Origin of the sequence: Amycolatopsis benzoatilytica AK 16/65, from assembly GCF_000383915.1 — a bacterium.
GTDB classification, from domain to species: domain Bacteria; phylum Actinomycetota; class Actinomycetes; order Mycobacteriales; family Pseudonocardiaceae; genus Amycolatopsis; species Amycolatopsis benzoatilytica.
Window position 1 is genome coordinate 5,767,864 of the sequence record NZ_KB912942.1, and the last position, 22,341, is coordinate 5,790,204.

25 protein-coding genes and 1 riboswitch are annotated in these 22,341 nt (G+C 70.0%); of the genes, 10 read left to right on the top strand and 15 right to left on the bottom strand.

The window, feature by feature from the left end:
* Positions 1-104 precede the first annotated feature (104 nt).
* Positions 105-728 carry a TetR/AcrR family transcriptional regulator gene (locus AMYBE_RS0126505; protein WP_027928033.1) on the top strand — a complete coding sequence of 208 codons (624 nt, stop codon included), beginning with the start codon at positions 105-107 and terminating at the stop codon, positions 726-728.
* 60 nt (positions 729-788) lie between these two features.
* On the opposite strand, the gene AMYBE_RS0126510 is transcribed toward AMYBE_RS0126505, so the two are convergent.
* Positions 789-1,694 (bottom strand): alpha/beta fold hydrolase, encoded by a 906-nt coding sequence (locus AMYBE_RS0126510; RefSeq protein WP_020662425.1) that lies wholly within the window; start codon positions 1,692-1,694, stop codon positions 789-791.
* A 34-nt stretch (positions 1,695-1,728) separates the two neighbouring features.
* The gene (locus AMYBE_RS0126515) at positions 1,729-2,637 is read right to left on the bottom strand and encodes an AurF N-oxygenase family protein (protein WP_020662426.1); all 909 of its coding nucleotides are present in this window, start codon (positions 2,635-2,637) and stop codon (positions 1,729-1,731) included.
* 98 nt (positions 2,638-2,735) lie between these two features.
* On the opposite strand from AMYBE_RS0126515, the gene AMYBE_RS0126520 reads away from it, so the two are divergent.
* Positions 2,736-3,518 carry a TetR/AcrR family transcriptional regulator gene (locus AMYBE_RS0126520; RefSeq protein WP_020662427.1) on the top strand — a complete coding sequence of 261 codons (783 nt, stop codon included), beginning with the start codon at positions 2,736-2,738 and terminating at the stop codon, positions 3,516-3,518.
* A gap of 14 nt (positions 3,519-3,532) precedes the next feature.
* Positions 3,533-3,853, top strand: coding sequence for a DUF4873 domain-containing protein (locus tag AMYBE_RS0126525; RefSeq protein WP_020662428.1), 321 nt, complete (start codon positions 3,533-3,535; stop codon positions 3,851-3,853).
* 87 nt (positions 3,854-3,940) lie between these two features.
* Here AMYBE_RS0126525 and AMYBE_RS0126530 read toward each other — a convergent pair whose 3' ends face one another.
* Positions 3,941-4,171 (bottom strand): DUF3107 domain-containing protein, encoded by a 231-nt coding sequence (locus AMYBE_RS0126530; protein WP_020662429.1) that lies wholly within the window; start codon positions 4,169-4,171, stop codon positions 3,941-3,943.
* 104 nt (positions 4,172-4,275) lie between these two features.
* Positions 4,276-4,962 (bottom strand): ferritin-like fold-containing protein, encoded by a 687-nt coding sequence (locus AMYBE_RS0126535; protein ID WP_245573253.1) that lies wholly within the window; start codon positions 4,960-4,962, stop codon positions 4,276-4,278.
* Positions 4,963-5,277: 315 nt separating this feature from the next.
* Here AMYBE_RS0126535 and AMYBE_RS0126540 point away from each other — a divergent pair, with 315 nt between their 5' ends.
* Both AMYBE_RS0126540 and AMYBE_RS0126545 read left to right on the top strand, forming a co-directional pair.
* Positions 5,278-7,056 carry a DEAD/DEAH box helicase gene (locus AMYBE_RS0126540; protein ID WP_020662431.1) on the top strand — a complete coding sequence of 593 codons (1,779 nt, stop codon included), beginning with the start codon at positions 5,278-5,280 and terminating at the stop codon, positions 7,054-7,056.
* A gap of 24 nt (positions 7,057-7,080) precedes the next feature.
* Complete coding sequence (locus AMYBE_RS0126545; protein ID WP_020662432.1) at positions 7,081-8,691, top strand: Rv3212 family protein; 1,611 nt, start codon at positions 7,081-7,083, stop codon at positions 8,689-8,691.
* An 18-nt stretch (positions 8,692-8,709) separates the two neighbouring features.
* Here AMYBE_RS0126545 and AMYBE_RS45090 read toward each other — a convergent pair whose 3' ends face one another.
* From AMYBE_RS45090 to AMYBE_RS45095, 6 genes are all read right to left on the bottom strand, one after another.
* Positions 8,710-8,934, bottom strand: a complete 225-nt coding sequence (locus AMYBE_RS45090) for a hypothetical protein (protein WP_211226856.1) — start codon at positions 8,932-8,934, stop codon at positions 8,710-8,712.
* Between the two features lie 303 nt (positions 8,935-9,237).
* Complete coding sequence (locus AMYBE_RS0126555; protein ID WP_020662434.1) at positions 9,238-10,098, bottom strand: RecB family exonuclease; 861 nt, start codon at positions 10,096-10,098, stop codon at positions 9,238-9,240.
* A 64-nt stretch (positions 10,099-10,162) separates the two neighbouring features.
* Entirely contained in the window at positions 10,163-10,795 is a 633-nt protein-coding gene (locus AMYBE_RS0126560; RefSeq protein WP_020662435.1) for a MarC family protein, read from the bottom strand.
* Between the two features lies 1 nt (position 10,796).
* Positions 10,797-11,660: a PHP domain-containing protein gene (locus AMYBE_RS0126565; protein WP_020662436.1), complete on the bottom strand. Its 864-nt coding sequence runs from the start codon at positions 11,658-11,660 to the stop codon at positions 10,797-10,799.
* 65 nt (positions 11,661-11,725) lie between these two features.
* Entirely contained in the window at positions 11,726-12,286 is a 561-nt protein-coding gene (locus AMYBE_RS0126570) for a PH domain-containing protein (protein ID WP_020662437.1), read from the bottom strand.
* A 22-nt stretch (positions 12,287-12,308) separates the two neighbouring features.
* The gene (locus tag AMYBE_RS45095) at positions 12,309-12,470 is read right to left on the bottom strand and encodes a hypothetical protein (RefSeq protein WP_020662438.1); all 162 of its coding nucleotides are present in this window, start codon (positions 12,468-12,470) and stop codon (positions 12,309-12,311) included.
* A 180-nt stretch (positions 12,471-12,650) separates the two neighbouring features.
* On the opposite strand from AMYBE_RS45095, the gene AMYBE_RS0126580 reads away from it, so the two are divergent.
* Positions 12,651-13,052 (top strand): NUDIX domain-containing protein, encoded by a 402-nt coding sequence (locus tag AMYBE_RS0126580; RefSeq protein ID WP_020662439.1) that lies wholly within the window; start codon positions 12,651-12,653, stop codon positions 13,050-13,052.
* A gap of 693 nt (positions 13,053-13,745) precedes the next feature.
* Here the strand turns inward: AMYBE_RS0126580 and AMYBE_RS0126585 are convergent.
* Both AMYBE_RS0126585 and AMYBE_RS0126590 read right to left on the bottom strand, forming a co-directional pair.
* Positions 13,746-14,939, bottom strand: a complete 1,194-nt coding sequence (locus AMYBE_RS0126585; protein WP_027928038.1) for a DUF2332 domain-containing protein — start codon at positions 14,937-14,939, stop codon at positions 13,746-13,748.
* An 11-nt stretch (positions 14,940-14,950) separates the two neighbouring features.
* Positions 14,951-15,454 carry a MaoC family dehydratase gene (locus tag AMYBE_RS0126590; protein WP_020662441.1) on the bottom strand — a complete coding sequence of 168 codons (504 nt, stop codon included), beginning with the start codon at positions 15,452-15,454 and terminating at the stop codon, positions 14,951-14,953.
* A 331-nt stretch (positions 15,455-15,785) separates the two neighbouring features.
* On the opposite strand from AMYBE_RS0126590, the gene corA reads away from it, so the two are divergent.
* The 3 genes from corA (at position 15,786) to AMYBE_RS0126610 (ending at position 18,566) form a co-directional block, all read left to right on the top strand.
* Positions 15,786-16,874 (top strand): magnesium/cobalt transporter CorA, encoded by a 1,089-nt coding sequence (corA, locus tag AMYBE_RS0126595; RefSeq protein ID WP_020662442.1) that lies wholly within the window; start codon positions 15,786-15,788, stop codon positions 16,872-16,874.
* Positions 16,875-17,067: 193 nt separating this feature from the next.
* Complete coding sequence (locus AMYBE_RS0126605; RefSeq protein WP_020662444.1) at positions 17,068-17,721, top strand: metallophosphoesterase family protein; 654 nt, start codon at positions 17,068-17,070, stop codon at positions 17,719-17,721.
* The gene (locus tag AMYBE_RS0126610) at positions 17,718-18,566 is read left to right on the top strand and encodes a ParB N-terminal domain-containing protein (protein WP_020662445.1); all 849 of its coding nucleotides are present in this window, start codon (positions 17,718-17,720) and stop codon (positions 18,564-18,566) included. Before AMYBE_RS0126605 ends, AMYBE_RS0126610 begins: the two co-directional genes overlap by 4 nt.
* Positions 18,567-18,877: 311 nt before the next feature.
* Here the strand turns inward: AMYBE_RS0126610 and AMYBE_RS0126620 are convergent, their stop codons facing one another.
* Together AMYBE_RS0126620 and AMYBE_RS0126625 are read right to left on the bottom strand one after the other, a co-directional pair.
* Positions 18,878-19,072, bottom strand: coding sequence for a PspC domain-containing protein (locus AMYBE_RS0126620; RefSeq protein ID WP_020662446.1), 195 nt, complete (start codon positions 19,070-19,072; stop codon positions 18,878-18,880).
* A gap of 118 nt (positions 19,073-19,190) precedes the next feature.
* The gene (locus tag AMYBE_RS0126625; protein ID WP_020662447.1) at positions 19,191-20,027 is read right to left on the bottom strand and encodes a bifunctional 5,10-methylenetetrahydrofolate dehydrogenase/5,10-methenyltetrahydrofolate cyclohydrolase; all 837 of its coding nucleotides are present in this window, start codon (positions 20,025-20,027) and stop codon (positions 19,191-19,193) included.
* Positions 20,028-20,052: 25 nt separating this feature from the next.
* A riboswitch (ZMP/ZTP riboswitch) is annotated at positions 20,053-20,135 on the bottom strand.
* 92 nt (positions 20,136-20,227) lie between these two features.
* On the opposite strand from AMYBE_RS0126625, the gene AMYBE_RS0126630 reads away from it, so the two are divergent.
* Entirely contained in the window at positions 20,228-21,112 is an 885-nt protein-coding gene (locus tag AMYBE_RS0126630) for a hypothetical protein (RefSeq protein WP_245573254.1), read from the top strand.
* Positions 21,113-21,163: 51 nt separating this feature from the next.
* Here AMYBE_RS0126630 and AMYBE_RS0126635 read toward each other — a convergent pair whose 3' ends face one another.
* A complete protein-coding gene (locus AMYBE_RS0126635) occupies positions 21,164-22,339 on the bottom strand; it encodes an ABC transporter ATP-binding protein (protein ID WP_020662449.1) in 1,176 nt (391 codons plus the stop codon).
* Positions 22,340-22,341 lie beyond the last annotated feature (2 nt).

The following is a 22,341-nucleotide window of genomic DNA, read 5'->3' on the forward strand; positions in this document are numbered from 1 at the left end:
TCCAGGATGCCTGACCCTTGGCATTTCGGGCGTACCCACGAGTAATGTCAGGGCCACTTCACGCGGTGGTGAACCCGCCCGGCGAAGCGGCGGACGGAGGAAGAATGACGGAGATGGCGCGACTGCAACGAGGCGTCCGGTTGCCGAGGACCGAACGCCGGGCCCAGCTGCTCACCGCTGCCCAGCGCGTCTTCGCGGACCACGGCTACCACGCCGCGGCGATGGACGAGATCGCCGAAGAGGCCGGCGTCAGCAAGCCGGTGCTCTACCAGCACTTCCCTGGCAAGCTGGACCTCTACATCGCGCTGCTGGAAAGCCACGTCGACGATCTGGTCGGCCGGGTGCAGGGCGCGCTGAACTCCACGTCGGACAACCGCCAGCGGGTGCCCGCGACGGTCGGCGCGTTCTTCGACTTCGTGAACAACGACGCGGGCGCGTTCCGGATGGTCTTCGAATCCGACCTGCGCGGCGAGCCCGCGGTGCAGGAAGCGGTGGACCGCGCGACCTCGGCGAGCGTCGAAGCGATCACCGAGACGATCACCTCGGACGCCGGCCTGGACGAGGAGAAGGCCCGCCTGCTGGCCGTCGGCCTGGTCGGGATGAGCCAGGTCAGCGCCCGGTACTGGCTGCAGCACAACCAGTCGATGAGCCGCGAGGACGCGGTGGCGCTGACCGCGAACCTCGCCTGGCGCGGCATCGGCGGCGGGTTCCCGCTCAAGGACAACTGACGCCCTGCGCGCGAGGAGTGGCCAGGCCGGCTTCTCACCGGCCCAGCCACTCACGAGCGGTCAGCGCGGCGCCCGCAGCAACGCGCCGATCCGCACCGCGACCTCGCTCGCCCGTTCCTGCGGCAGCATGTGCCCGGCACCGGGGAACCGCACGAACTCCGCGTCCGGCAGCTCGTCCGCGATCACTTTCGCGTGCGGCAACGGGCAAAGTCGGTCTTTCTCGCCGGCCAGCACCACGGCTGGCGTACCGCGCAGCGTCGCCAGCGCGACCCGTCGGTCATGCGTCGAAATCGCATCCTGGAACGCGCCGAGGCTCGCCGGATGCGCGCACAGCAGCTGGTCCGCGACGGTGCGCACGTCCGCTCGCCGCGGGTGATCCCCGAAAACGAGGAACCGCGCCCCGGACCGCACCAGCGGCGGGCTCAGCGGCAGTCGCTCGCCCTTGCGGTGCGCCAGCGCTTTCGCCAGCCTGCGCTCGAACCGCGCGGACATTTGCCCGGCCATTCCCGGCAGCCCCAACGTGATCCGGTCCATCTGGCCGGACGACGTCGCCACGAACGCCACTCCGGCGACCCGCTCGCGGACCAGGTCCGGATGCCGTTCGGCCAGTGCCATCACGGTCATCCCGCCCATCGAATGCCCGGCGACGACCAGCGGCCCGGTCGGCACGCGGGCCGCGATCAGCTCGGCCAGATCGTCGGCCAGCTGCGGAATCGTCGCTTTGCCTTCGCTCGCGGGCGCGGAGCCGCCGTGGCCGCGCAGGTCGTAGCGCAGCGTCCGGACGCCGGGGCCGAGGTGCTCGACCACGCCGTCCCACGTGCGGTGGTCCTGCGTCCAGCCGTGCACCAGGACCAGTGTCACGGCGGCGTCGGCCGGGCCGGCGGTTTCGACGTGCAGCGCGCAGCCGTCGCTGGTCACGAACCGGTGTTCGCGAGCGGGATTGCGGAGCCGTTCTACGGTGGTCATTTCGCCTCCGCGAAAAGAAGTGCGCCGACGGAGGTCACTTGCCCTCCGGCAGCAGGAAAGACTTGCGCCAGAACACTTTCCCCGGCAGCCCGACCAGACCGGATTCCTGCAGGAACGGCATGATCTTCTCGCCGGCCCAAGCGATCGTCGCGCGCCAGTGCGGGTTGTTCAGCGCCGTCTCGACGCCTTCCCGCGGCCGGATTCCCACTGCCTTGTACACGTTGGGATTGATGAACGCCCTGGTCACGAAATACGAAATCAACGCGATGTTGAACTGCTGGTAGGCGATCTCCGCACGGCCCAGTTCGGCCATGGAGCGAGTGACTTCCTCGCGGGCGAAGGTGACGTGCCGCGCCTCCTCCAGCACGTGAATCCGGTTCACCATCCGGACCAGCGGCTGGATCTGGTCGTCGTTCATCTGCTCGCGCTGCAGCCGGTCCAGCACCTCCTCGGCGACCAGGATCGCGCCGTAGCGCGCCGGGCCGTAGGAAATCGCCGGCATCAGCTTGGCGAGCTGCCGCAGCACCGGCACCGGACCGTAAGTGGGGCACCCGATCCGCGCGGACATCCGGGCGAACATGGTGGAGTGCCGGCATTCGTCGGCGATCTCGGTGAGCGCGAACTGCGCGTGCGCGGTGGTCGGGTCCTGGTCGTAGATCTCCTTGAGCAGCATCTGCATCAGGAGGATTTCGAACCACAGCCCGGTGGTCGCGATGCTGGCCATCTCGTGCTTGCCCAGCTCGATCCGCTGCTCCGGGGTGAGCCGGTCCCACAGCGGGGTGCCGTAGAGCGACGAACGCTCCGGCAGGATGTACCGCTTGCCCTCGGCCAGCGGCGCGTCCCAGTCGATGTCGACGTCCGGGTCGTAGAACTTGTTCGCCGCCGACTTCAGCAGTCGTTGCGCCGTCGCTTCCCGGTCGGTCACCTTCAGCGTCCGCGTCATTTCAGCCCCTTCCAGCGCCTGACTCGCCGTTGAATCCAGAAGCCGCGTCCCTGCACCCACGAAACATGTAACCCGTGGTAACAGTTACCTCTGGTAGCATGACCGGCGTGATCGAACGTGTCAAGCGCTCCAGCAAGCAGTCCGGCAAGCAGGCGGAAGACACCGACGGCCCCACCGGCGACGCTCGCCGGGACCGCTGGCGCAAGCACCGCATCGCGCGCCGCGCGGAGTTCGTCGAAGCCGCGCTGCGCGCGCTCGACACGCACGGCCCGGACCTCGGAATGGAAGACGTCGCCGCGGAAGCCGGAGTCACGAAACCCGTGCTGTACCGGCATTTCGAGGACAAGGCCGACCTGTACACGGCGCTCGGCCAGCGCGGCACGGAAATCCTCTTCGAACGGCTGATCCCGGCGATCAACGCGGAACTCGCACCGGTGCCGCGGATCCGGATGGCGCTCGACTCGTTCTTCGGCGTCATCGAGGAACACCCGAACCTGTACCGCTTGCTGGCACACGGCGGACTGCCCGGCAAAGCAGCCAATTCGGACGTAGTCGCCGAGGACAAGGAAGTCATCGCCACCGCGCTGACCGCCCTGCTCGGCGATTACATGCGGATGTTCAACATGGATTCCGGCGCGGCCGAGCCGTGGGCGCACGGCATCGTCGGCATGGTCCAGAGCACCGGGGAATGGTGGCTGGACCGGCAGTCGATGGGCCGCGATTCGGTCGTCGAGTACCTCACCCAGATCATCTGGGCGGCGATCGACGGCCTGACCCGCCAGCAGGGCGTGGTGATCGACCCGAACCTGCCGCTCGAGGAGAACAAGGTCGTCCAGCTCGGACGGACCGAAGAAGGCGCCGCCGGCACCGAAGCCGGCTGACGAGAGGACCCCGGATGAGCGACGAAGACGGCTACACCGGCCCGGCGACGCTGGTCGTCGACGGCACTGACCTGGCCGCCGAGGTCGACCTGCGCGGCTACTTCCAGCCGATCGACGGCTACTACCACTGGTACGGCCGCGTCGCCGCGAACCCGGCGCTGGCCGACGCGGTCGGCGGGCGCAAGAAGCCGTGCGAAGTACGGATCGGCGAGCGCTCCGCGTCCGGCGAGCTGTCCGACCCGGACCCGTGGGGGCGCTACCGGCTCACCGGCACGTCCACGCCGCCGTTCGCGGTGCCCACCACGCTCGCCGAGGTCGAGTCCGCCACCGCCTGAGACCGGTCCCCGAAAGCCGTGAAGGGCCCCTTCCGGGAATCTGATTCCGGGAAGGGGCCCTTCACGGACCGGTGAAACTCGGCTGGTTCAGTCGCCGACGCCGAACCCGACCTTGCGGACGTCGGACGGGGCGATCTCGACGTACGCGATGCGATCGGCCGGGACCAGGTACTTGCGGCCCTTCTCGTCGTCGAGGCGGAAGAGCCCGTCACCGGCCGTCAGCGCCGCGGCGACCAGCTTCTCCACCTCTTCGGGAGTCTGGCCACTGGACACCACCAGCTCGCGCGGCGTGTCCTTGATGCCGATCTTGACCTCCACGTGGGACCTCCGCTGGAAACTCGTTGTGACTACGCCCGGCAAGGCTAACCGAAGCGGGCCGCCGCGGTGGCGCGCGACCAGCAGGTGACTCGCGGCCACTCGCCTCAGCCCAGCCCCAGCGCCTGCATGCGCTTGGTGTGCCCTTGCTGCAACCGACGGAACAGCGCGCCGATTCCCGCCAGGTCGCCGGAGCCGGCGACGATGAGTTCGGCCAGGCCATCGCGCTCGGCGACCACGTACTGGGCCTGGGTGAGCGCTTCGCCGAGCAGCCGCCGTCCCCACAGCGCGAGCTTGTCGCGAGCCTTCGGATCCGCCTTGATCCCGGCCGCGACTTCGCGCTCGGCGAACGCCGAATGCCCGGTGTCGGCGAGCACAGTGAGCACCAGGTCCTTGGTCTCCGGGTCGAGCCAGCTGGCGATCTCGCGGTAGAGGTCTGCCGCCAGCCCGTCCCCGACGTACGCCTTGACGAGCGACTCCAGCCACGAATTGGGCCGGGTGGAGGCGTGCCACGCGTCCACTTGCGACACGAACGGGGCCATCGCGTCCTCGACCGCGACGCCGTTCGCCGCGAGGTGCTTCGTCAGCAGATCGAGATGCCCGATCTCGGCGGCGGCCATCGAAGCGAGCGCCGCGCGCCCGGCGAGCGTGGGCGCGCTGCGAGCGTCCTCGGCCATCCGGTCGAACGCGGACAGCTCCAGGTAGGCGATCACGCCGAGCAGGTCTACGACGCCCTCGCTGATCGCGGGCGGCGCGGCGGTCGGAGCGGAGGCGGGTTCAGCGGGGTCGGTCACGGCGACGAGACTATCGCCGAACCGCAGGCCCGCGCCGTGAAGAGACCGATCCCACGCCACGCCGTCGCTCCCGGTACTCCCCGAAAAACACCTGACCAGCTATACTGCGGATGGACAATCAGAGCTTCCGCACGCCCAGCCGCGTTTTTCGGCTGCGCGGCGGGAACCAGGCGGACGGCCGGAGCCACCAGGGCGACCGGGGTTCGCCGCAAGTGTGCGTGCACGCCTCCCAGCGGCATTCCCGGGCGGGCGACAGCGCCAACAGCCTCCACTGCCGAGGCTACGGCGCGGGTCTGGCCCCCGGTCGAGTGTCGAGTGACAACCGGCCTGTGCGCGCTGGTCACGAGAGAGGCGATCACCCTGACCGCAGAACAGTCCACAACCGAACAGACCGAAACCGCGCCGGCCGCCGCTGTCGCTCTCGAGCACAGCGAGAGCGGCCCGGCCGGGCTGGACACCTCGCACCCGCTGCAGGCGGGCGCGCCGGTCGCCGAAGAATCGCCGACCTTCGCGTCGTTCGGCGTCAAGCCGGAAATCGTGAAGGCGCTCGGCGAAGCCGGCATCGAGCGCACGTTCGCCATCCAGGCGCTCACCCTGCCGCTGGCCATGGCCGGCGACGACCTGATCGGCCAGGCGCGCACCGGCATGGGCAAGACGCTGGGCTTCGGCGTCCCGCTGCTGCACCGGGTGGAGGTGCCCGGCGACGGCACCCCGCAGGTGCTGGTCGTGGTGCCGACCCGGGAGCTGTGCATCCAGGTCGCCAACGACCTCAAGGGCGCCGGCAAGCACCTGGGCATCCGCACCCTGGCGATCTACGGCGGACGGCCGTATGAGCCGCAGATCGAGGCGCTGCGCAAGGGCGTCGACGTCGTGATCGGCACCCCGGGCCGGCTGCTCGACCTGGCCGAGCAGCAGCACCTGGTGCTCGGCAAGGTCCGCGGCCTGGTGCTGGACGAGGCCGACGAGATGCTCGACCTCGGCTTCCTGCCGGACATCGAGCGGATCCTGCGGATGGTCCCGGACGAGCGGCAGACCATGCTGTTCTCCGCGACCATGCCCGGCCCGATCATCACGCTGGCGCGCACGTTCCTGAACCAGCCCACGCACATCCGGGCCGAGGAGAACGACGCCGGCGCGGTCCACGAGCGCACCGCCCAGTTCGTCTACCGGGCGCACTCGATGGACAAGACCGAGCTGATCGCGCGGGCGCTGCAGGCCGAGGGCCGCGGTCTCACGATGATCTTCAGCCGGACCAAGCGCACCGCGCAGAAGGTCGCCGACGACCTGGTGGAACGCGGTTTCGCGGCCGCCGCGGTGCACGGAGACCTTGGCCAGGGCGCGCGCGAGCAGGCGCTGCGCGCGTTCCGCTCGGGCAAGGTCGACGTGCTGGTGGCCACCGACGTGGCGGCGCGCGGCATCGACATCGACGACGTCACGCACGTCATCAACTACCAGTGCCCGGAGGACGAGAAGACCTACGTCCACCGGATCGGCCGCACCGGCCGGGCGGGTCGCACCGGCGTCGCGATCACGCTTGTCGACTGGGACGACGAACCGCGCTGGAAGCTGATCTCCGACACGCTGGGCCTGGACCTGCCGGAGCCGGTGGAGACGTACTCGTCGTCGCCGCACCTGTTCAGCGATCTGGGCATTCCGGAGGGCACGAAGGGCCGGCTGCCGCTGGCCAAGCGCACCCGGGCCGGCCTGTCCGCCGAGAAGGAAGAGGATCTGGGCGGCAAGCGACGGGGACGCCGCGACGCCGCCGCCGCTCCGGCGGAGGACGCGCCGCGCAAGCGCAATCGCGCCCCGCGCAAGCGCACCCGGGGCGGTGCCCGTTCGGCCGCCGCGATCGAGTCCGCCGACGCAGCCGCTGCTGCTTCGGAGGCACCGGCCTCGTCGGAGCAGTCGGAAGACCGCCCCCGGACCCGCCGCCGCACCCGCTCCGGCGGCGACGCGGCAGGCCCGGCCACGTCGACCGGCAACGCCACCCCGGCGACGACGTCCGACTCGGCGGGCGAGACCGCGGAGCGGCCGGCCCGCCGCCGCCGTCGCCGTCGTCCGGCCGCGTCTGATACACCTGCGTCGACAGACTGATCGACACACCGGGGAGTCAGTTACGTGAACGACCACGGGAACGGCGCCGATGAAACGCCCTCCGAACCCGGATCGAACGTAGCGGGCACTCCCGCGAAGCGCGACGATCGCCCCGCCTCGGATGTTCCGGACGGGGCGATCGATGCGGCAGCGGGCTCTGCTGGCGCTGAGTCTGCCGCCGGCGCTTCGGCTGAGCTTCCCGCCGCGGCGGGCGAGGGCTCGTCCAGCGCAGCCGGCGAACCGGCTCCGGACACCGATCCGGTCCCCGCGGTCACCTCCGAGGAACAAACCGGGCCGATCCCCCGCGTCCCCGCCGCTGTCTCGCCCGAACTCGCCGCCGGGACCAGTACCGCCCAGCCGCACGGCGCCGACGATCTCCTTCTCCGGAGGTCCGCCGGTGCCCACGTCGCATCCGGCAAGGCCCGGCGCTCACCGTGGAACCGCCGCCGGGATTGGCTGATCGTCGTCGCGATCGCGGCAGTCGTCGCGGCCGGCATCACGGTCGTCGCCGCCAGCAGCGACAATCTGCACACCAGCCGCGCCGTCGCCGCCGCGCCGCAAGCGCTTCCCGCGCCGCCGCCCGAGGTGCCCGGTGCGATGAAACAGCTGTGGCAGGCGCCGAGTTCCGCGACGCCGGTTCCGATTGGCCAGTCCGACACCGTCACCACCGCGGACGGCGGCGAGGTCGCCGGCCGCGACCCGATCACCGGGCAGATCCGCTGGCACTACACCCGGGACAACCTTCAACTGTGCACTGTGGACACCGCATGGGGCCGGGTGAACGCGGTGTACCACAAGAGCATGGGCTGCAGCGAGGTCACTCAGCTCGACCCGGCGACCGGCCGGATCACCGCGCAGCGCAACGGCGACGCCGAACTCGGCACCCGGCTGGTCAGCGACGGCAGCCACGTCACGACCACCGGCAAGCACCTGCTCGACACGTGGCGGGACGACCTCGTCAAGAGCATGGAGTACGGCAAGGTCCCGTTCCTGGTCAACGCGAACAAGCAGCCGCGCACCAACTGCACGTACGGAACGGTCGCGGCCGCCAACGACAAGGTCGGCGTGATCGAACGCTGCCCCGGCGACCGCGGCGACCGTCTCACGGTCTACAAAGCGACCGCCGAGCACGAAGACGAACCGCAAGTCGTGTACACCGCGCTGCTGGCGGGTTCGCGGGCACGCGTGATCGCCATGTCCGGCGATCTGGTCGGCGTGCTCCTGCCGGAGCAGCAGCTGTACGTCGTCTACGGCGCGGACGGCACCCAGAAGGCCGCGTACCCGATGGACCTGCCGGCCGACGATCTGAAGAGCGACCCGGTCGGCGGCACCGAGGCGACGACCCGTACCGCGGCGGCGATCTACTGGTACAGCGGCTCGAAAACCGTTGCGCTGTCCCGAGACGACCTGTCCCCGCGCTGGACGCTGGATCGCACGCTCGGCCCCGGCATCACGTTCGCCGGCCAGCTGGTCGTGCCGATCCGCGGCGGGCTGGCGGTGCTGAACGAAACGAACGGCTCGACTCTGCGCACCGTCGGCATCGACCGCGGCTCCTATTCCGGCCCGGTCCAGCTCACCGCGCTCGGCCCAGTCCTGCTGGAACAACGCGGCCCGGTGGTCGCCGCGCTGCGCTGATTTCGCCGGGGCAGGCGCTTACGCCCACCACAAAATCGTGAGCGCCGCTCCCGCGACCACCAGTACTCCGGCACCGGCGACGCCGGCGGCCCGCCCGGCTCTTCGGTCCGCGACCCGCTGCAGCAGCAGCGCGATCGCCGCCGCGACCGGATGTCCGACCAGCTTCGCGACGCCCGGCCCGATCGCCCCGTTCACAAAACACAACACGCCGACGACGAGCACTCCGACGGCAAGTACCGCCATTCCCGCCGCGACCGACCCGGTGAACCCGCGCCACCACCGCCCCGGCCGGGCCGGCCTCGACCGCGCCGCGCCCTGACCGGATGCGTCCGGTTGAGCGGCCTCTGCCGCGGTGCCACGTTCGCTCTCGGCCCGGTGCGCGCCGTCCGTCCGGCCGCCGTCGACACTCGTCAGCCGGGGCCGCCCAGCACCGTTCGCCGCCCGGCCCGGCTCCTGGGCCGCACCGCGCCCGGCCCCCACAGCATCGTCGCCAGCAGCTTGCTCAATCTCCGGTGACGCCACGATCCTCGGATCCCATCCTCAACGTTACGGCGCCAGCAATTCCCACGGCTGCAGCGCAGGTGCGGTCCGCTGCCCCTCAGCGCAGCTCGGGCGGAAATCGCACCATGCGCACCGGCGGTCCGGCCGGGCGGGAAACAACTCGTCCGGATCGCCGCCGGCGCCCAGGGTATCCGCTGCCAGCCGCAGATCCCCGGCGGTCTCCTCGGCGCGTTCCAGGTGCCGCTTCAACGTTTCCGGCGTGTGCTCGGCCGCCGCGATCGTTCCGGACGGCAGGTGGTGCAGCTCGACCTTCGCGCACGGCATCCGCAGCGTGCGCGCCGAAGCGACGGCGTACATCGCGAGTGCCTGCGACGCGCGCGCCTCGTGCTCGTCCGGAGCGCGCCGGCCGGTCTTGTAGTCCACGATCACGAGTTCGCCGCCGCGCTGGTCGATCCGGTCGGCGCGGCCTTCGATGATCATCGTCGGACGGCCGCCGGTGGTGCTGACCGGCGCGGAGACCCAGCGTTCGAGGCCGACCGGATCGCCGCTGACGTCGTTGTCCTCGACGTATTCCGCGACCCAGCCCTTGGCGCGCGCTCGGTAGCGGGCGGCCTGCTCGTCGTCGGCGAACCCGGCGTCCTTCCAGTGTTCGGCGACGAGCGCCATCGCCCGCTGCGGCGTGCGCTTGGCGACCGGCAGGTCGAACAGCGCGCGCAACGCGTTGTGCACCACCGCACCCAGGGTGCTGTGCGCCCACGGCCCGGTGCGCTGCGGCGTCGGCCGGTCGAGGTAGCTCAGCCGGTATCGGCGCGGGCAGTCGTCGAACGTGCTCAGCCGCGCCGGCGACACCTTGGTGAGCCGCTGTGGTTGTTCGGCGCCGAAGTCGAACCCCAGCTGTTCCTTCACGCCACCCCTTCCGTCGCCGTCCACGCTACGCACCCCCACCGACACTTTCCGGTGTGGGCCGTTCCTAGCGGGTACCGGCGATGAACCCCTGCACCGAGTTCGCGACGAGTTCGACCGCGATCGCGGCCAGCAGCAGACCGGCGATCTTCGCGAGCAGGGTGATCCCGCTTTCCTTGATCAGCCGGATGATCACGCCGGAGAACCGCATGCAGGTGTAGAGCACGAAGTGCACGGTCACGATCGCCAGCGCGAGCGCGAGATACGCGCCGAGGTGCCCGTTCGCCTGCCGGACGAACACGATGGTCGCGGCGATCGCGCCGGGACCGGCGAGCAGCGGCGTGCCGAGCGGGACAAGGGCGACGTTGACGTCTTCGGCGGCTTCGGTTTCGCCGCCGCCGACCTTGCCGGTGAGCAGTTGCAGCGCGATCAGCAGCAGGAGCAGGCCGCCCGCCCCCTGCAGCGCGGGGATGCCGATGCCGAGGTAGGCCAGGATCGCCTGCCCGGCCACCGCGAACAGCGAGATGACCAGCAGCGACACCAGCACCGCCTGCCGGGCCGCCTTCACCCGGGTGGCCATCGGCTTGCGGCCGACCAGGCTCAGGAACACCGGGACGGTGCCGGGCGGGTCCATGATCACCACGAGGGTGATCGTCGCGCTGATGAAGAGTTTCGCGTCGAAGAAGTCCGAGACCGCCATCTCAGCCCTTCACCACTTGGAACCCGGTCGCGCGGCCCACCAATTCCTCCAGCTGGTCCGGCTCGGTCGTGTCCTGGCCGAGTCCGATGGTCTTGTTCGTGCCGTGGTAGTCGCTGGACCCGGTGCGGATCAGGCCCAGCTCGTCGGCCAGCTCGCGGGTGCGCGCCCGGGTGGCCGGATCGTGGTTCGGGTGGTCGACCTCGACGCCGGTCAGCCCGCGCCGGGCCAGGTCGCGCAGGGTGTCCTCGCTGATCGTCGCGCCGCGGCTGAACGCGAACGGATGCGCGATGACGGTGACTCCGCCGGCCGCGGCGACCATGTCGATCGCCTCTTCGACCGGGGTGTCGCGGCGTGCGACGTAGTAGCCGCGGCGCGGGTGCAGATAGTCGGCGAACGCCTCGTCGACCGAGCTGACCAGCCCGGCGCGGACGAGCGCCTGCGCGAGGTGCGGCCGCCCGGCGGGCGAGTCCGCGGGCAGCAGGCCCATGATTTCGTCGGCGTCGACCGGGAGCCCGTCGGCGGCCATCCGTTCGGCCATCCGGCGGACCCGGGTGCGCCGTTCGATCCGCAGCCGGGTCTGCTCCGCGACGATCGCCGGCGCGGCCGGGTCGAAGAGGTAGGCGAGCAGATGCACGCTGATCTGGTAGCCGGTGTCCGGGTCGATCGACACCGTCGACAGCTCGGCGCCGGGCACCAGGGTGAGCCCGGCGGGCAGTGCTTCAGCGGCAGGCACCCAGCCCGCGGTGGTGTCGTGGTCGGTGATCGCGACCACGTCCAGACCGGCCCGCGCGGCGGCCCCGACGAGCTCAGCAGGGCTGTCGGTACCGTCGGAGGCCGTGGAGTGGGCGTGCAGGTCGATGCGCATCGGACCCATTCTCGACGATGCGCCGCATCACTACGGCACCGGGACCAGTGCCGACGCCCGGCCGGTCAGCCGACTGGCTTCTTGCCCCGGGCCGCGCGCTGCGCCTTGATCATCGAGAACCGCTCGGCCTGCTTCTGCTTGTCGCCGAACACGAGCTCGGAGATCGTGTCGTAGAACTCCTCCGGCCGCGGCAGGTAGTCGATCCGGTTCAGCGCCTGGATCTGCCCCGCCGACTCGACGACCATCGTGCCGTAGCCGAGCATCCGGCCCCAGGCCGAACGCTGGTAGGTGAGGTCGGTGACCTTGCTGATGGGCATCATCAGCACTTTGGTGGTGAAGACCCCGGTGGTCATCACGAACCGTTTGTCCGTGACGACCAGCCGTTCGACCCACCACTCGATGATCACGTAAGCGAACCGGAGCACGACCAGCAGCGCCACGTACCAGAGGATGTTCTGCACGACCCACAGCGAGGGCGGGAGCAGGTACGAGACCAGCACGCACACGACCAGCAGCGCCGCTGCCTCGAAGGTGTCCCAGAGCAGCACCGCCCAGTGCCGGCGGATCCGGATGACCCGCCGCTCGGTGTCGAGGAGGTACTCGTCGGGATCGCGTGGCGCGAACATAGGTCGAGGATAGCCTCTGCCGTCAGCTGAAGACGTTGCTGACGAAGGTGATCACCGATTCGGCCGAGCTGCGGAGGAATTGGATGATATTGCTGACGAGACCCGCCGCGTGTCCCGGCTGGGCGATCACGAAGAACAGCACCAACGCGATCACCACGAGTCCTGCAAGCTTCTTCGCGTTCACAGCGATCAATCCCGTCTCTTGCCTGTACGCCCGGAAACTGACTTTCTACGTTGTACCGCACCAGCCACCCACGCGGGGGGAAAGTCCCGCGCATGGGTCAGCTATGCGCTCGAAGCGTACCGTATGACTACTCTCCGTGTACAGGAGCCTGAAGGACCCAGCGTCGGCTACCTTCGGGCCATGGACGCTCTCCAGCGCTGCGTGGGCGGCATCGTGTTCGACGACCAGGGCAGACTGCTGCTCGTCCAGCGCGGCCACGAGCCAGGAAAAGGGTTGTGGTCCCTGCCCGGCGGACGGGTGGAACCGGGCGAAACGGACTTTCAGGCGGTCGTCCGGGAGCTGCGCGAGGAGACCGGGCTCGACGTGAGACCGCACACACTCGCCGGCTCGGTCCTCCGCGGCCGTTACGACATTCACGACTACTCCTGCACCCTGACCGGCGGAACGCTCACCCCGGGCGACGACGCGGCCGACGCGCGGTGGGCGGACGCCGCGGGATTGGCCGCTTTGGACCAAGCCGGTCTCCTTACGGACCAACTGCTGGTGACATTGCGTGACTGGAATGCGCTGCCCTCCGCGTGAACGAAAAACTGCCCGGCGCGCATTGTCGGCGCGGCCCCGGTGACGAGGAACTGATTTCGGAGTAACCGGAAAGTATCGTGATCGGACCGGGATCCGGGATGAGCACGGAATATGCACGGAGCCGAATTAGATATCGCGCGAGAGGCGGCGGCCGGGGCCCGTGGGTGCCGCCGCCGGATGTGACGGATGGGGTGAATGCGACACAGGTGACGGAGGGTGCGGGCTCCGGCCGGACGGCACCGCGGCAGACCGCGCCGGCCCGCCCTGCTCTCCGCAGGTCGTCCGTGAAGGACGCCTTGAGGGACTTAGATTCCCCCATGGGGCCCCTCACGGACTTGGCCCAGCCGCGCAGGCCGCGCCGGCACCGCCCTGCTCTCCGCAGGTCGTCCGTGAAGGACGCCTTGAGGGACTTAGATTCCCGCAAGGGGCCCCTCACGGACTTGGCCCAGCCGCGCAGACCGCGCCGGCACCGCCCTGCTCTCCACAGGTCGTCCGTGAAGGACGCCTTGAGGGACTTAGATTCCCGGAAGGGCCCCTCACGGACTTGGCCCAGCCGCGCAGGCCGCGCCGGGACCGCCCTGCTCTCCACAGGCTGTCCGTGAAGGACGCCTTGAGGGACTTAGATTCCGGCAAGGGGCCACTCACGGACTTGGCCCGCTACGGCACCGCCGGGTCAGGTGCGCGGCCCGCGACTCACGCCAGCAGCCAGGTCATCCGTTGCCCGTGCGGTGCCGTCCGCGCCAATGCGCGGGCCTGCGGCTGCCCGTCGGCCCACGTCGTCAGGCCCAGCACCGCCATCGCCTGCTCCGCCGAACCCGAACCCGAACCAGAACCCGCGCCCGCGCCCGAGCCAGAACCCGCACCCGAGCCATCTCCGACCTCAGCCGAAGGCCCAGCCACCGCCAGGTCTTCCCGGCCAGGCAGCACCGTCTCCAGCCCGGCCCGGTAGAACTCCTGGCTCACCCACCACACCGGCCGTTGCCCGGCCATTCGCGCGAGTTCCGCGACGAAGTCCGCCCGCCGGTCGCCCAGGTAAGCCAGCGCGTGGCTGGTCAACACGACCAGCGGCAACTCTTCCGGCAATCGGGCTGCCGCCGCGGCGAGGTCGTCCACCGCGTCCCCGGCGACCAGTTCCGGCGCGTGCTTCCGCTGTTCCGCCGCCGCGGTCCGCAGCAGGCGGATGCGGTCGACCTGGTCTGCCCAGACGCACGCCTCCAGCCACGCCAGCTCGTCCTCGTCCGCGAGATCCACCGGTGCCCGGTCCAGACCAACGCGCGCGGCCACCGCGATCTTCTTCGGCATCTTCGGCAGCTTCGCTCCCGGCGCGACGTCGAGCGCGCAGTGCAAGCCCACCGCTGCCTTCGCCGGGCCTGCTGCGATCTGCTCGCCGCCGTCGCACTGGTAGCGGTAGCCGAAGCGGTCGAGGCCGAGCAGCAGGCCCGCGCTGCAACCGACTTCCAGCAGCGCGATCTTGCCGCCCGCTTCCTTCGCCGCGATCGCGACAGCTGGGTACAGCAGCGCGGCGCGGCGCACCTCGTTCGTCTGCGTGTACCGCGTCGCGATCAGTTCCCGCGCCCGGTCCGCGCGCTCCAGCAGGAACGAGCGGAACAACGGCCAAGTCTCGCCGTCGACGCCGTCGAAACCGCCGACCGACGGGTAGTACCGCGACAACGGGTGGATCGGGTCCGCCTGCACCAACCGGTGCGCGGCGGCGAACAGCAGCGTGCCGCGTGCCTCGCCGCCGCGGGCATCGGTCAGGAGGGCGGCGATGTCGTCATCCTCGGCGGCGTGGGTGGCGAGGTGGTCGTACAGCGGCGAGACGCCGCGCGCTTCCACTTCCGCGAACGCGCGCAGCCGCCGCTTGATTTCCTCCAGGGCAATGGGCACCCGTGCTCCGATCACTCGTGCGGCGTCGGGCGGCCGGGCTGCTCTCCGCCGCGGGTGTCGCCGTAGGAACGCTTCGGCACCATCACCTTGCGCCGGAAGATGCACACGATCGTGCCGTCCTGTTTGTACCCCCGCGTCTCCACGTACACCACGCCGCGGTCGTCCTTGGACTTCGACGGGGTCTTGTCGAGCACCTCGGTTTCGCCGTAGATCGTGTCGCCGTGGAAGGTCGGCTTCACGTGCTTGAGCGATTCCACTTCGAGATTCGCGATGGCCTTTCCGGACACGTCCGGCACCGACATGCCGAGCAGCAGCGAATAAATGTAGTTGCCGACGACGACGTTCTTGCCGAAGTCCGTCGTCTCCTCCGCGTAGTGCGCGTCCAGGTGCAACGGGTGGTGGTTCATCGTGATCAGGCAGAACAGGTGGTCGTCGTACTCGGTGACCGTCTTGCCCGGCCAGTGCTTGTAGACCGCACCGACCTCGAACTCCTCGTAATACCGGCCGAATTGCACCTCTGCGCCTCCTGTCCGGGTAACACCTGTCGAGCCAGGTGCGACACGCAACCGTGGTGAGGAGTACCCTCAACCATCGGTGATCGCGCGTCAACGCGACCCCCGCCACTTCGCACGCCTGGGCGTGCCCCGGCCGCAAGGAGGTGAGGAACCGCCCATGAGCAGTGGTGATAGTCCGCTCCCAGTCAGTACCCGCGTTCCCGCCTCGCCGGCCGGCCTTCTTCGCTCCTGGTAGGCCCGCGTCCGGGAACCGCACGGTGCCGCCGGACGGACACCGCAGTCCGCCTGGCTGTCGTCATTCGCGTTCCACGACGTCTGCCCAGGAGTACTCATGCCTGCCATTCCCTCGCTCGGCGGTCTTCGCGGCCGCGGCAACAACCGGGCCAAGGCCGCCCTCGAACGACCGATCCCGGTGCCGCTGTCGGCCTACGTCGTCGATTGCGCGGTGTACGTCGACGGCAAACGGCTGTCCGGCCGCTGGACGCACGCCGAGGCGATCCGCGAGGTCCGCAAGCGGCACGCCGGGTTCGTCTGGATCGGCCTGCACGAGCCGGACGCCGACCAGATCCAGGGCATCGCGGAGACGTTCGGCCTGCACGAGCTCGCCGTCGAGGACGCGCTGGAAGCGCACCAGCGGCCGAAGCTGGAGCGCTACGACGACACGTTGTTCCTGGTGCTCAAGACAGTCCGCTACGTCGAGCACCAGTCGCCGACCACGGCCAACGAGATCGTCGAGACCGGCGAGCTGATGGTGTTCCTCGGCCGCGATTTCGTCGTCACCGTCCGGCACGGCAACCACTCCGGACTGGCCCGGCTGCGCCGCGACCTGGACGAGGACCCGGAACGGCTGTCGCTGGGCGCGGCCGCGGTCGTGCACGCGATCGCCGACCACGTGGTCGACCACTACCTCGAGGTCACCAGCCGGATCGAGGCGGACATCGACGAGATCGAGGCGCAGGTGTTCGCGCCGCGCTCGTCGGTGAGCGCCGAGCAGATCTACCTGATGAAGCGGGAAGTGCTGGAGCTGCGGCGCGCGGTGGTCCCGCTGGCCACGCCGGTGTCCCGGCTCGCCGAGGGCTACACGCGGCTGGTGCCGGACGAGGTCCGCTCGTACTTCCGCGACGTCGCCGACCACCTCGCCACCGTGTCCGAACGCGTGGCGGCGTTCGACGAACTGCTCAGCACCCTGGTCGACGCGACGGTCGCGAAGATCTCGCTGCAGCAGAACACCGACATGCGCAAGATCACCGCCTGGGCGGCGATCATCACGGTGCCGACCATGGTCGCCGGCATCTACGGGATGAACTTCGACTACATGCCCGAGCTGCACTGGCAGTTCGGCTATCCGGTCGTGGTCACCGTGATTCTCGCGGTCTGCCTGCTGCTGTATCGAATATTCCGGAAGAACGACTGGTTGTAGCCGCCCCGCGGTCCCCGTTTCTTCCCCCGGTAGCAGGAGGTTTCCTCGCCATGTCCCGTTTGCTGACCAACCTCAAGTTCTGGGCGCTCGCCCTGTGCCTCGCGTGGATCGTCGGCATCGTCGCGATGATCACGCTCAACCCCGGGTTCGCGCACGGCATGAAGTGACGCCGGATGCGCCGTAACCTGGGCGCATGCCAAAAGCGCTGGTAGTGGCCGACGAGCCGGACGAGCGGCTGTGGACCCCGGCGGTCCGCTCGCTGCGGGTCGATCTCGTGGTCGCCGCCGGCGACCTGCCGTTCGAGTACCTGGAATTCCTCGCCTGCATGCTCGACGTGCCGTGTGTGTTCGTGCCCGGCAACCACGATCCGGACCTGAGCGGCTACACCCGCTACGGCGGACTGTCCATGAAGGACGGTTTCCCGGTCGAATGGCCGGGACCGAAAGGCGGGATCAACGCCGACGGCCGGGTCGTCGACGTCGCCGGTCTGCGGATCGCCGGGCTCGGCGGGTCGATCCGTTATCGCGACGGCCCGAATCAGTGGACCCAGCGGCAGCAGTCGCGCCGGGCCCGGTCGCTCGCCCGGCGGGCGGCGTGGCGGAAATGGCGGGACCGCAAGGGAATCGACATCCTGCTGACCCATTCGCCGCCGCGGAAACTCGGCGACCGGGAAGACCCGCCGCATCAAGGTTTCACCTGTCTGCACCGCACGATCGAAACGCTGCGGCCGCGATGGCTGCTGCACGGACACATCCACCCGCACGGCGAACCAGTGCCCGACCGCGTGGCCGGCCGCACCCGGATCCGCAACGTGGTGGGCTATCAGGTGATGGAGTTCCCGCGATGACCCGACCGACCGGTTTCCCGCGCGCCGACGCCGAAAACGACTTCCTGCGCGCCCGGCGGCGGCAGGTGCTTTCCCGCCTTTCCACCTGGCTGCGCCGGGAACCCGACGACGTCAACATCATGCTGCCCTTCCACGAGGTCGTGCGGGCGCTCGGCTACGTCAGCGAAACCCGGATCGGCCGCCGGGTGATCGCGCTGGACTCGATCGTCGGCACCGTCGACCGCAGCCGCGACTTCGACCGCCGTTTCCGCCCGACCTCGGCGCGCGTGCGGCAACGCTGGGAGCGGCTGGCGCTGGCCGCCCGCCGCGGCGAGGAGATCCCGCCGATCGACGTGTACCGGGTCGGCGAGCTGCACTTCATCATCGACGGCCACCACCGGGTGTCCGTCGCGTTGGCGCAGGGGCTGTCCACGATAGAAGCCTCGGTGACGGTGGTGCGGACCAAACTGGATCCGGGCGGCATCCGCTACCGCGGAGACCTGATCGTCAAGGACTACCGGCGGCTGTTCCTGGAACGCGTCCCGCTCGCCGGGCACGCGCGCGCGTCGGTGCTGATGACCGACCCGTGGAACTACGCCCAGCTCGGCGAGCACGTGGAGGCGTGGGGATTCCGCCTGATGCAGGACGAAGGCCGGTTCACCGACCGCGCGACGGTCGCGCAGCGCTGGTTCGACGAGGAGTTCACCCCGGTGGTCGGGATGCTGCGCCAGGCGGACCTGCTCGGCGACCGGACCGAGGCGGAGGCGTACCTGTGGGTCGCCTGCGAGCGGTACCGGCTGATCCGGACGCACCGGTGGGACGAGGAGCTCTTCGAGACCCTGCGAGACAGGTCAGCAGACTCCTGACGTGTCCGGCTGATCCTGTCCGCGACCGCTGCGTGGGCCGGTGCGGGAGATCTTCGCCGGCGACCCCGAACGGGGACACCGGCAGTGATGCGCTGGGAGCGAAAGTCGGACAGGGAGTTCCTGGAGGCATTCCCCGGATGGCGGGGTTCAGCGCGCGGACCGACGCGCTGATCCAGCACCAAGTGGATCTGCTCCGCGCGGGGCCGGAGCCGCGCTGGGCGTGACCCGGCCTTCGGCTTGGGAACGGTTCTCGGCCGAGCGGGAATGAAGACGGCCCCCTTCCGCCCGGAAGGAGGCCGCTTCGGCGCAGGTCAGTCGCTGGGGATGATCAGCCAGAGCGCGAGGTAGGCGACAATCTGCGGCCCCGGCAGCAGGCAGGAAAGGACGGCCAGCACGCGGACCTTCCCCGGCGTGGTCCCGAACCGACGGGCCAGGCCGGCGCAGACGCCGCCGAACACCCGGCCCGAACGCGGACGGCTCAGGCGGCTGGCGATCTGTGTGGTCATCGTGGGCTCCTCGGGTCGTTGGTCTAGTGACTCCAGAACACCAGGTCAGCGTCGCGAAGACATCGGTCGGCGGGACGATTCGGCCCCCTAGGGGAGCTGGGGTGCGACCCTGACCCGGTCACCGGGTTTCCGCGGCCTGCACCGTCTGCGCGAGCAGAACCGCGATCGTCATCGGCCCGACTCCGCCCGGCACCGGCGTGATCAGGCTGGCCCGCCGGCTCGCGGCGGCGAACTCGACGTCGCCGATGTTGCCCGGATTCGACCCGGCGTCGATCACCACCGCCCCTGGTTTGATCCACTCGCCGCGGATCAGTTCCGGCCGCCCGACCGCACCGACCACGATGTCCGCCTCGCGGACCAGGCCGGGAAGGTCGACCGTCTTCGAATGACAGCAGGTGACCGTCGCGTCGCGGGCCAGCAGCAGCATTCCGACCGGCTTGCCGAGGATCGGGCTTCGCCCGACGACCACCGCCCGCCGCCCGGCGACCGGCACCTCGCAGGCGTCCAGCAACCGGAGGATGCCGCCCGGCGTACACGACTGGAAACCCGGCTCGCCGAAGGCCATCGCGGCGAAGCTCCGCATCGTCACGCCGTCGACATCCTTCTCCGGGGAGATCGCCTCGAACGCGGCGCGCTCGTCGAGGTGGCCGGGCACCGGGTGCTGGAGCAGGATGCCGTCCACCGCCGGATCGGCCGACAGCTCGGCGATCCGGGCGACCAGCTCGGCGGTCGTCGTGTCCGCGGGCAGTTCGACGGAGCGGGACTCGATGCCCACCCGCGCGCACCGGTTCCGCTTCATCCGGACATAGGTCCTCGACGCGGGGTCGTCGCCCACCAGAACCGTGGCCAGCACCGGTGTCCGGCCGGTCCGGCCGACGTAGTCCCGTACTCGCCGCGCGGTCTCCGCGTACAGTTCCGCGGCGATCTTGACGCCGTCGATGATTTCCGCGACCATCCTGAAACTCCTCATCCATCGCGATGAGGGGCACCCAGGCGGGCGATGCCGTCCCGATTCGCACTCCCCGGTGGTCAAGTCCACCCGACGCCAGTCGTGCGCTTCCACCGTACCGCCCCGACCAGCGACGATGACGCACCGAAGTGTGGGATTCCCAACCGCCGCCGGTTTTCTCCGCTCCCCCGGCGATACTGCACCCCGTGCGCACTCCCTTCAGACCCTTGACCGCGGCAGCCGCCGTACTGGCGTGCCTGGCCGGATGCTCCGCCGCGCCCGCCCCGGCCCAGCCGGACTCCGTTCCCTCGCCGCTGACCGCGGTGACGGCCCTGGGCGAGTTCGCCACGCTCGACTACTGCAGTCTGCTGGACGCGCGCCTCAACCCCGCCACCCCCGACTCGTCCTTCACCACCTGCCAGGCCGACTTCGTCCAGAACGGCCTCCCCCGCACCGTCACGATCGGCCCGCTCGCCGCGACCGTCGACCCCAACGTGCGTCCCTACGCCTACCGCGGCCCGGTCCCGGACGGGGTTTCGGTCCAGCAGTCCAGCTTCGTCCCGCCGCGGACCTGCGCTCGCGCCATCACCTTCGCCGACGGAGTCCGCCTGGCCATCTCGGTCACCGACACGGACAACCGCGGCACCGACGACGACCGCTGCGCCACCGCGGACCAGGCGGTCGGCGGAGCGCTGGCGACCGTGACCGGCAACCGCGTCAAACACACTCGGCTGCCGGACCAGTCCTGGGGCCGGGTCGATTCTTGCGCGATCCTCAACACCTCCGGCCTCCCCGGCGACGCGAACGCCGGCCTCGCCGGGCATTCCTGCATCAAGGACAAGGTCAGCCTGGAGTTCGCGGTGGTCAGCCAGGCCCCGGCCGGCCCGTCCGAAACCCTCGGCCACCGCACCGCGCGGGTGGCCGCCGACGGCGCGTTCTGCCGGGTCCGCACGGTCCAGCCCTCGCCGGCCGCGCCGAACCGGGCAGAGGAAGCGACCGTCAGCGTCGTCGACACCAGCGGTGCGGGCGGCGACGCCGCGTGCTCCGCCGCCCGCACCGCGGCGGCGGCGATTTTCGCGAAAATCCCTTAGACAGCAGTGAAGGCCGCCCTGCGAGCAGAGCGGCCTCCACCGAACAGTGACTCACTCGGCGTAAGTCAGGTTCCGTCCATCCGCTGGATCGAACAGCTTCACCTTGTCCGCGTCGAACCACACCCGCAGGTCCTGGTTCTCCGCTGCCGCGGACTCCGCGGACAGCCGCGCCACGATCAGCGACTCCGCGCCCGGCACGTCAGCCGAACCGCTGTCCTCGGCCAGTTCCGCCAGTTCGGACGAGACCGCGACTTCGCCGTCCACCGAGAAATGCGCGAACTTCTCCGAGCCCATCGACTCCAGCACGTCGACGTGCGCGGTGAAGGTCGAGCCCGCCCGGCCCGGCTCCACCAGCGACGCGTCCTCGAAGCTTTCCGGCCGGACGCCCATGATGACCTCGCGCGGCGCGTTCGCCGCCTCGGCCATCCGGCGGATCCGGTCCGGCAGCGGGGTGTCGCCGAGCGAGCTGCGCAGCTGCCCCTCTTCGAGCGTGGCCGGCACGAAGTTCATCGACGGCGAGCCGATGAAACCGGCCACGAACAGGTTCGCCGGGTTGTCGTACAGGAACTGCGGCGAGCCGATCTGCTGCACGTACCCGGCCCGCAGCACCACGACGCGGTCGCCGAGCGTCATCGCCTCGGTCTGGTCGTGCGTGACGTACAGCGTGGTGGTGCCGAGCTGCTTCTGGATCTTCGACACCGACGTGCGCATCTGGCCGCGCAGCTTCGCGTCCAGATTGGACAGCGGCTCGTCCATCAGGAACGCCTTGGGGTTGCGGACGATCGCCCGGCCCATCGCCACCCGCTGCCGCTGCCCGCCGGACAGGTTCGCCGGCTTGCGGTCCAGGTGCTGGGTCAGGTCGAGGATCTTCGCCGCTTCCTCCACCTTGGCCTTGACCGTCGCGTCCGGCACCTTCGCCAGCCGCAGCGGGAACGCCATGTTCTCCCGCACGCTCATGTGCGGGTACAGCGCGTAGGACTGGAACACCATCGCGATGTCGCGGTCCTTCGGTGCCTTCTCGTTGACCCGCTTGCCGTCGATCCGCAGCTCGCCGGAGGAGATGTCCTCCAGCCCGGCGACCATGTTCAGCGTGGTCGACTTCCCGCAGCCGGACGGGCCGACCAGGATGATGAACTCGCCGTCCGCGATCGTGATGTCCACTTCGGACACCGCGAGAGCGCCGTCGGGATAACGCTTGGAAACTTTGTCGAGAACGATCTCAGCCATGG

Excerpts from the sequence above, each read along its gene's own strand:
- AMYBE_RS0126505 (WP_027928033.1), top strand. The coding sequence starts at position 105 with ATGACGGAGATGGCGCGACTGCAACGAGGCGTCCGGTTGCCGAGGACC.
- AMYBE_RS0126510 (WP_020662425.1), bottom strand. The coding sequence starts at position 1,694 with ATGACCACCGTAGAACGGCTCCGCAATCCCGCTCGCGAACACCGGTTC.
- AMYBE_RS0126515 (WP_020662426.1), bottom strand. The coding sequence starts at position 2,637 with ATGACGCGGACGCTGAAGGTGACCGACCGGGAAGCGACGGCGCAACGA.
- AMYBE_RS0126520 (WP_020662427.1), top strand. The coding sequence starts at position 2,736 with ATGACCGGCGTGATCGAACGTGTCAAGCGCTCCAGCAAGCAGTCCGGC.
- AMYBE_RS0126525 (WP_020662428.1), top strand. The coding sequence starts at position 3,533 with ATGAGCGACGAAGACGGCTACACCGGCCCGGCGACGCTGGTCGTCGAC.
- AMYBE_RS45090 (WP_211226856.1), bottom strand. The coding sequence starts at position 8,934 with ATGGCGGTACTTGCCGTCGGAGTGCTCGTCGTCGGCGTGTTGTGTTTT.
- AMYBE_RS0126560 (WP_020662435.1), bottom strand. The coding sequence starts at position 10,795 with ATGGCGGTCTCGGACTTCTTCGACGCGAAACTCTTCATCAGCGCGACG.
- AMYBE_RS0126565 (WP_020662436.1), bottom strand. The coding sequence starts at position 11,660 with ATGCGCATCGACCTGCACGCCCACTCCACGGCCTCCGACGGTACCGAC.
- AMYBE_RS0126570 (WP_020662437.1), bottom strand. The coding sequence starts at position 12,286 with ATGTTCGCGCCACGCGATCCCGACGAGTACCTCCTCGACACCGAGCGG.
- AMYBE_RS0126580 (WP_020662439.1), top strand. The coding sequence starts at position 12,651 with ATGGACGCTCTCCAGCGCTGCGTGGGCGGCATCGTGTTCGACGACCAG.
- corA (WP_020662442.1), top strand. The coding sequence starts at position 15,786 with ATGCCTGCCATTCCCTCGCTCGGCGGTCTTCGCGGCCGCGGCAACAAC.
- AMYBE_RS0126605 (WP_020662444.1), top strand. The coding sequence starts at position 17,068 with ATGCCAAAAGCGCTGGTAGTGGCCGACGAGCCGGACGAGCGGCTGTGG.
- AMYBE_RS0126610 (WP_020662445.1), top strand. The coding sequence starts at position 17,718 with ATGACCCGACCGACCGGTTTCCCGCGCGCCGACGCCGAAAACGACTTC.
- AMYBE_RS0126620 (WP_020662446.1), bottom strand. The coding sequence starts at position 19,072 with ATGACCACACAGATCGCCAGCCGCCTGAGCCGTCCGCGTTCGGGCCGG.
- AMYBE_RS0126625 (WP_020662447.1), bottom strand. The coding sequence starts at position 20,027 with ATGGTCGCGGAAATCATCGACGGCGTCAAGATCGCCGCGGAACTGTAC.
- AMYBE_RS0126635 (WP_020662449.1), bottom strand. The coding sequence starts at position 22,339 with ATGGCTGAGATCGTTCTCGACAAAGTTTCCAAGCGTTATCCCGACGGC.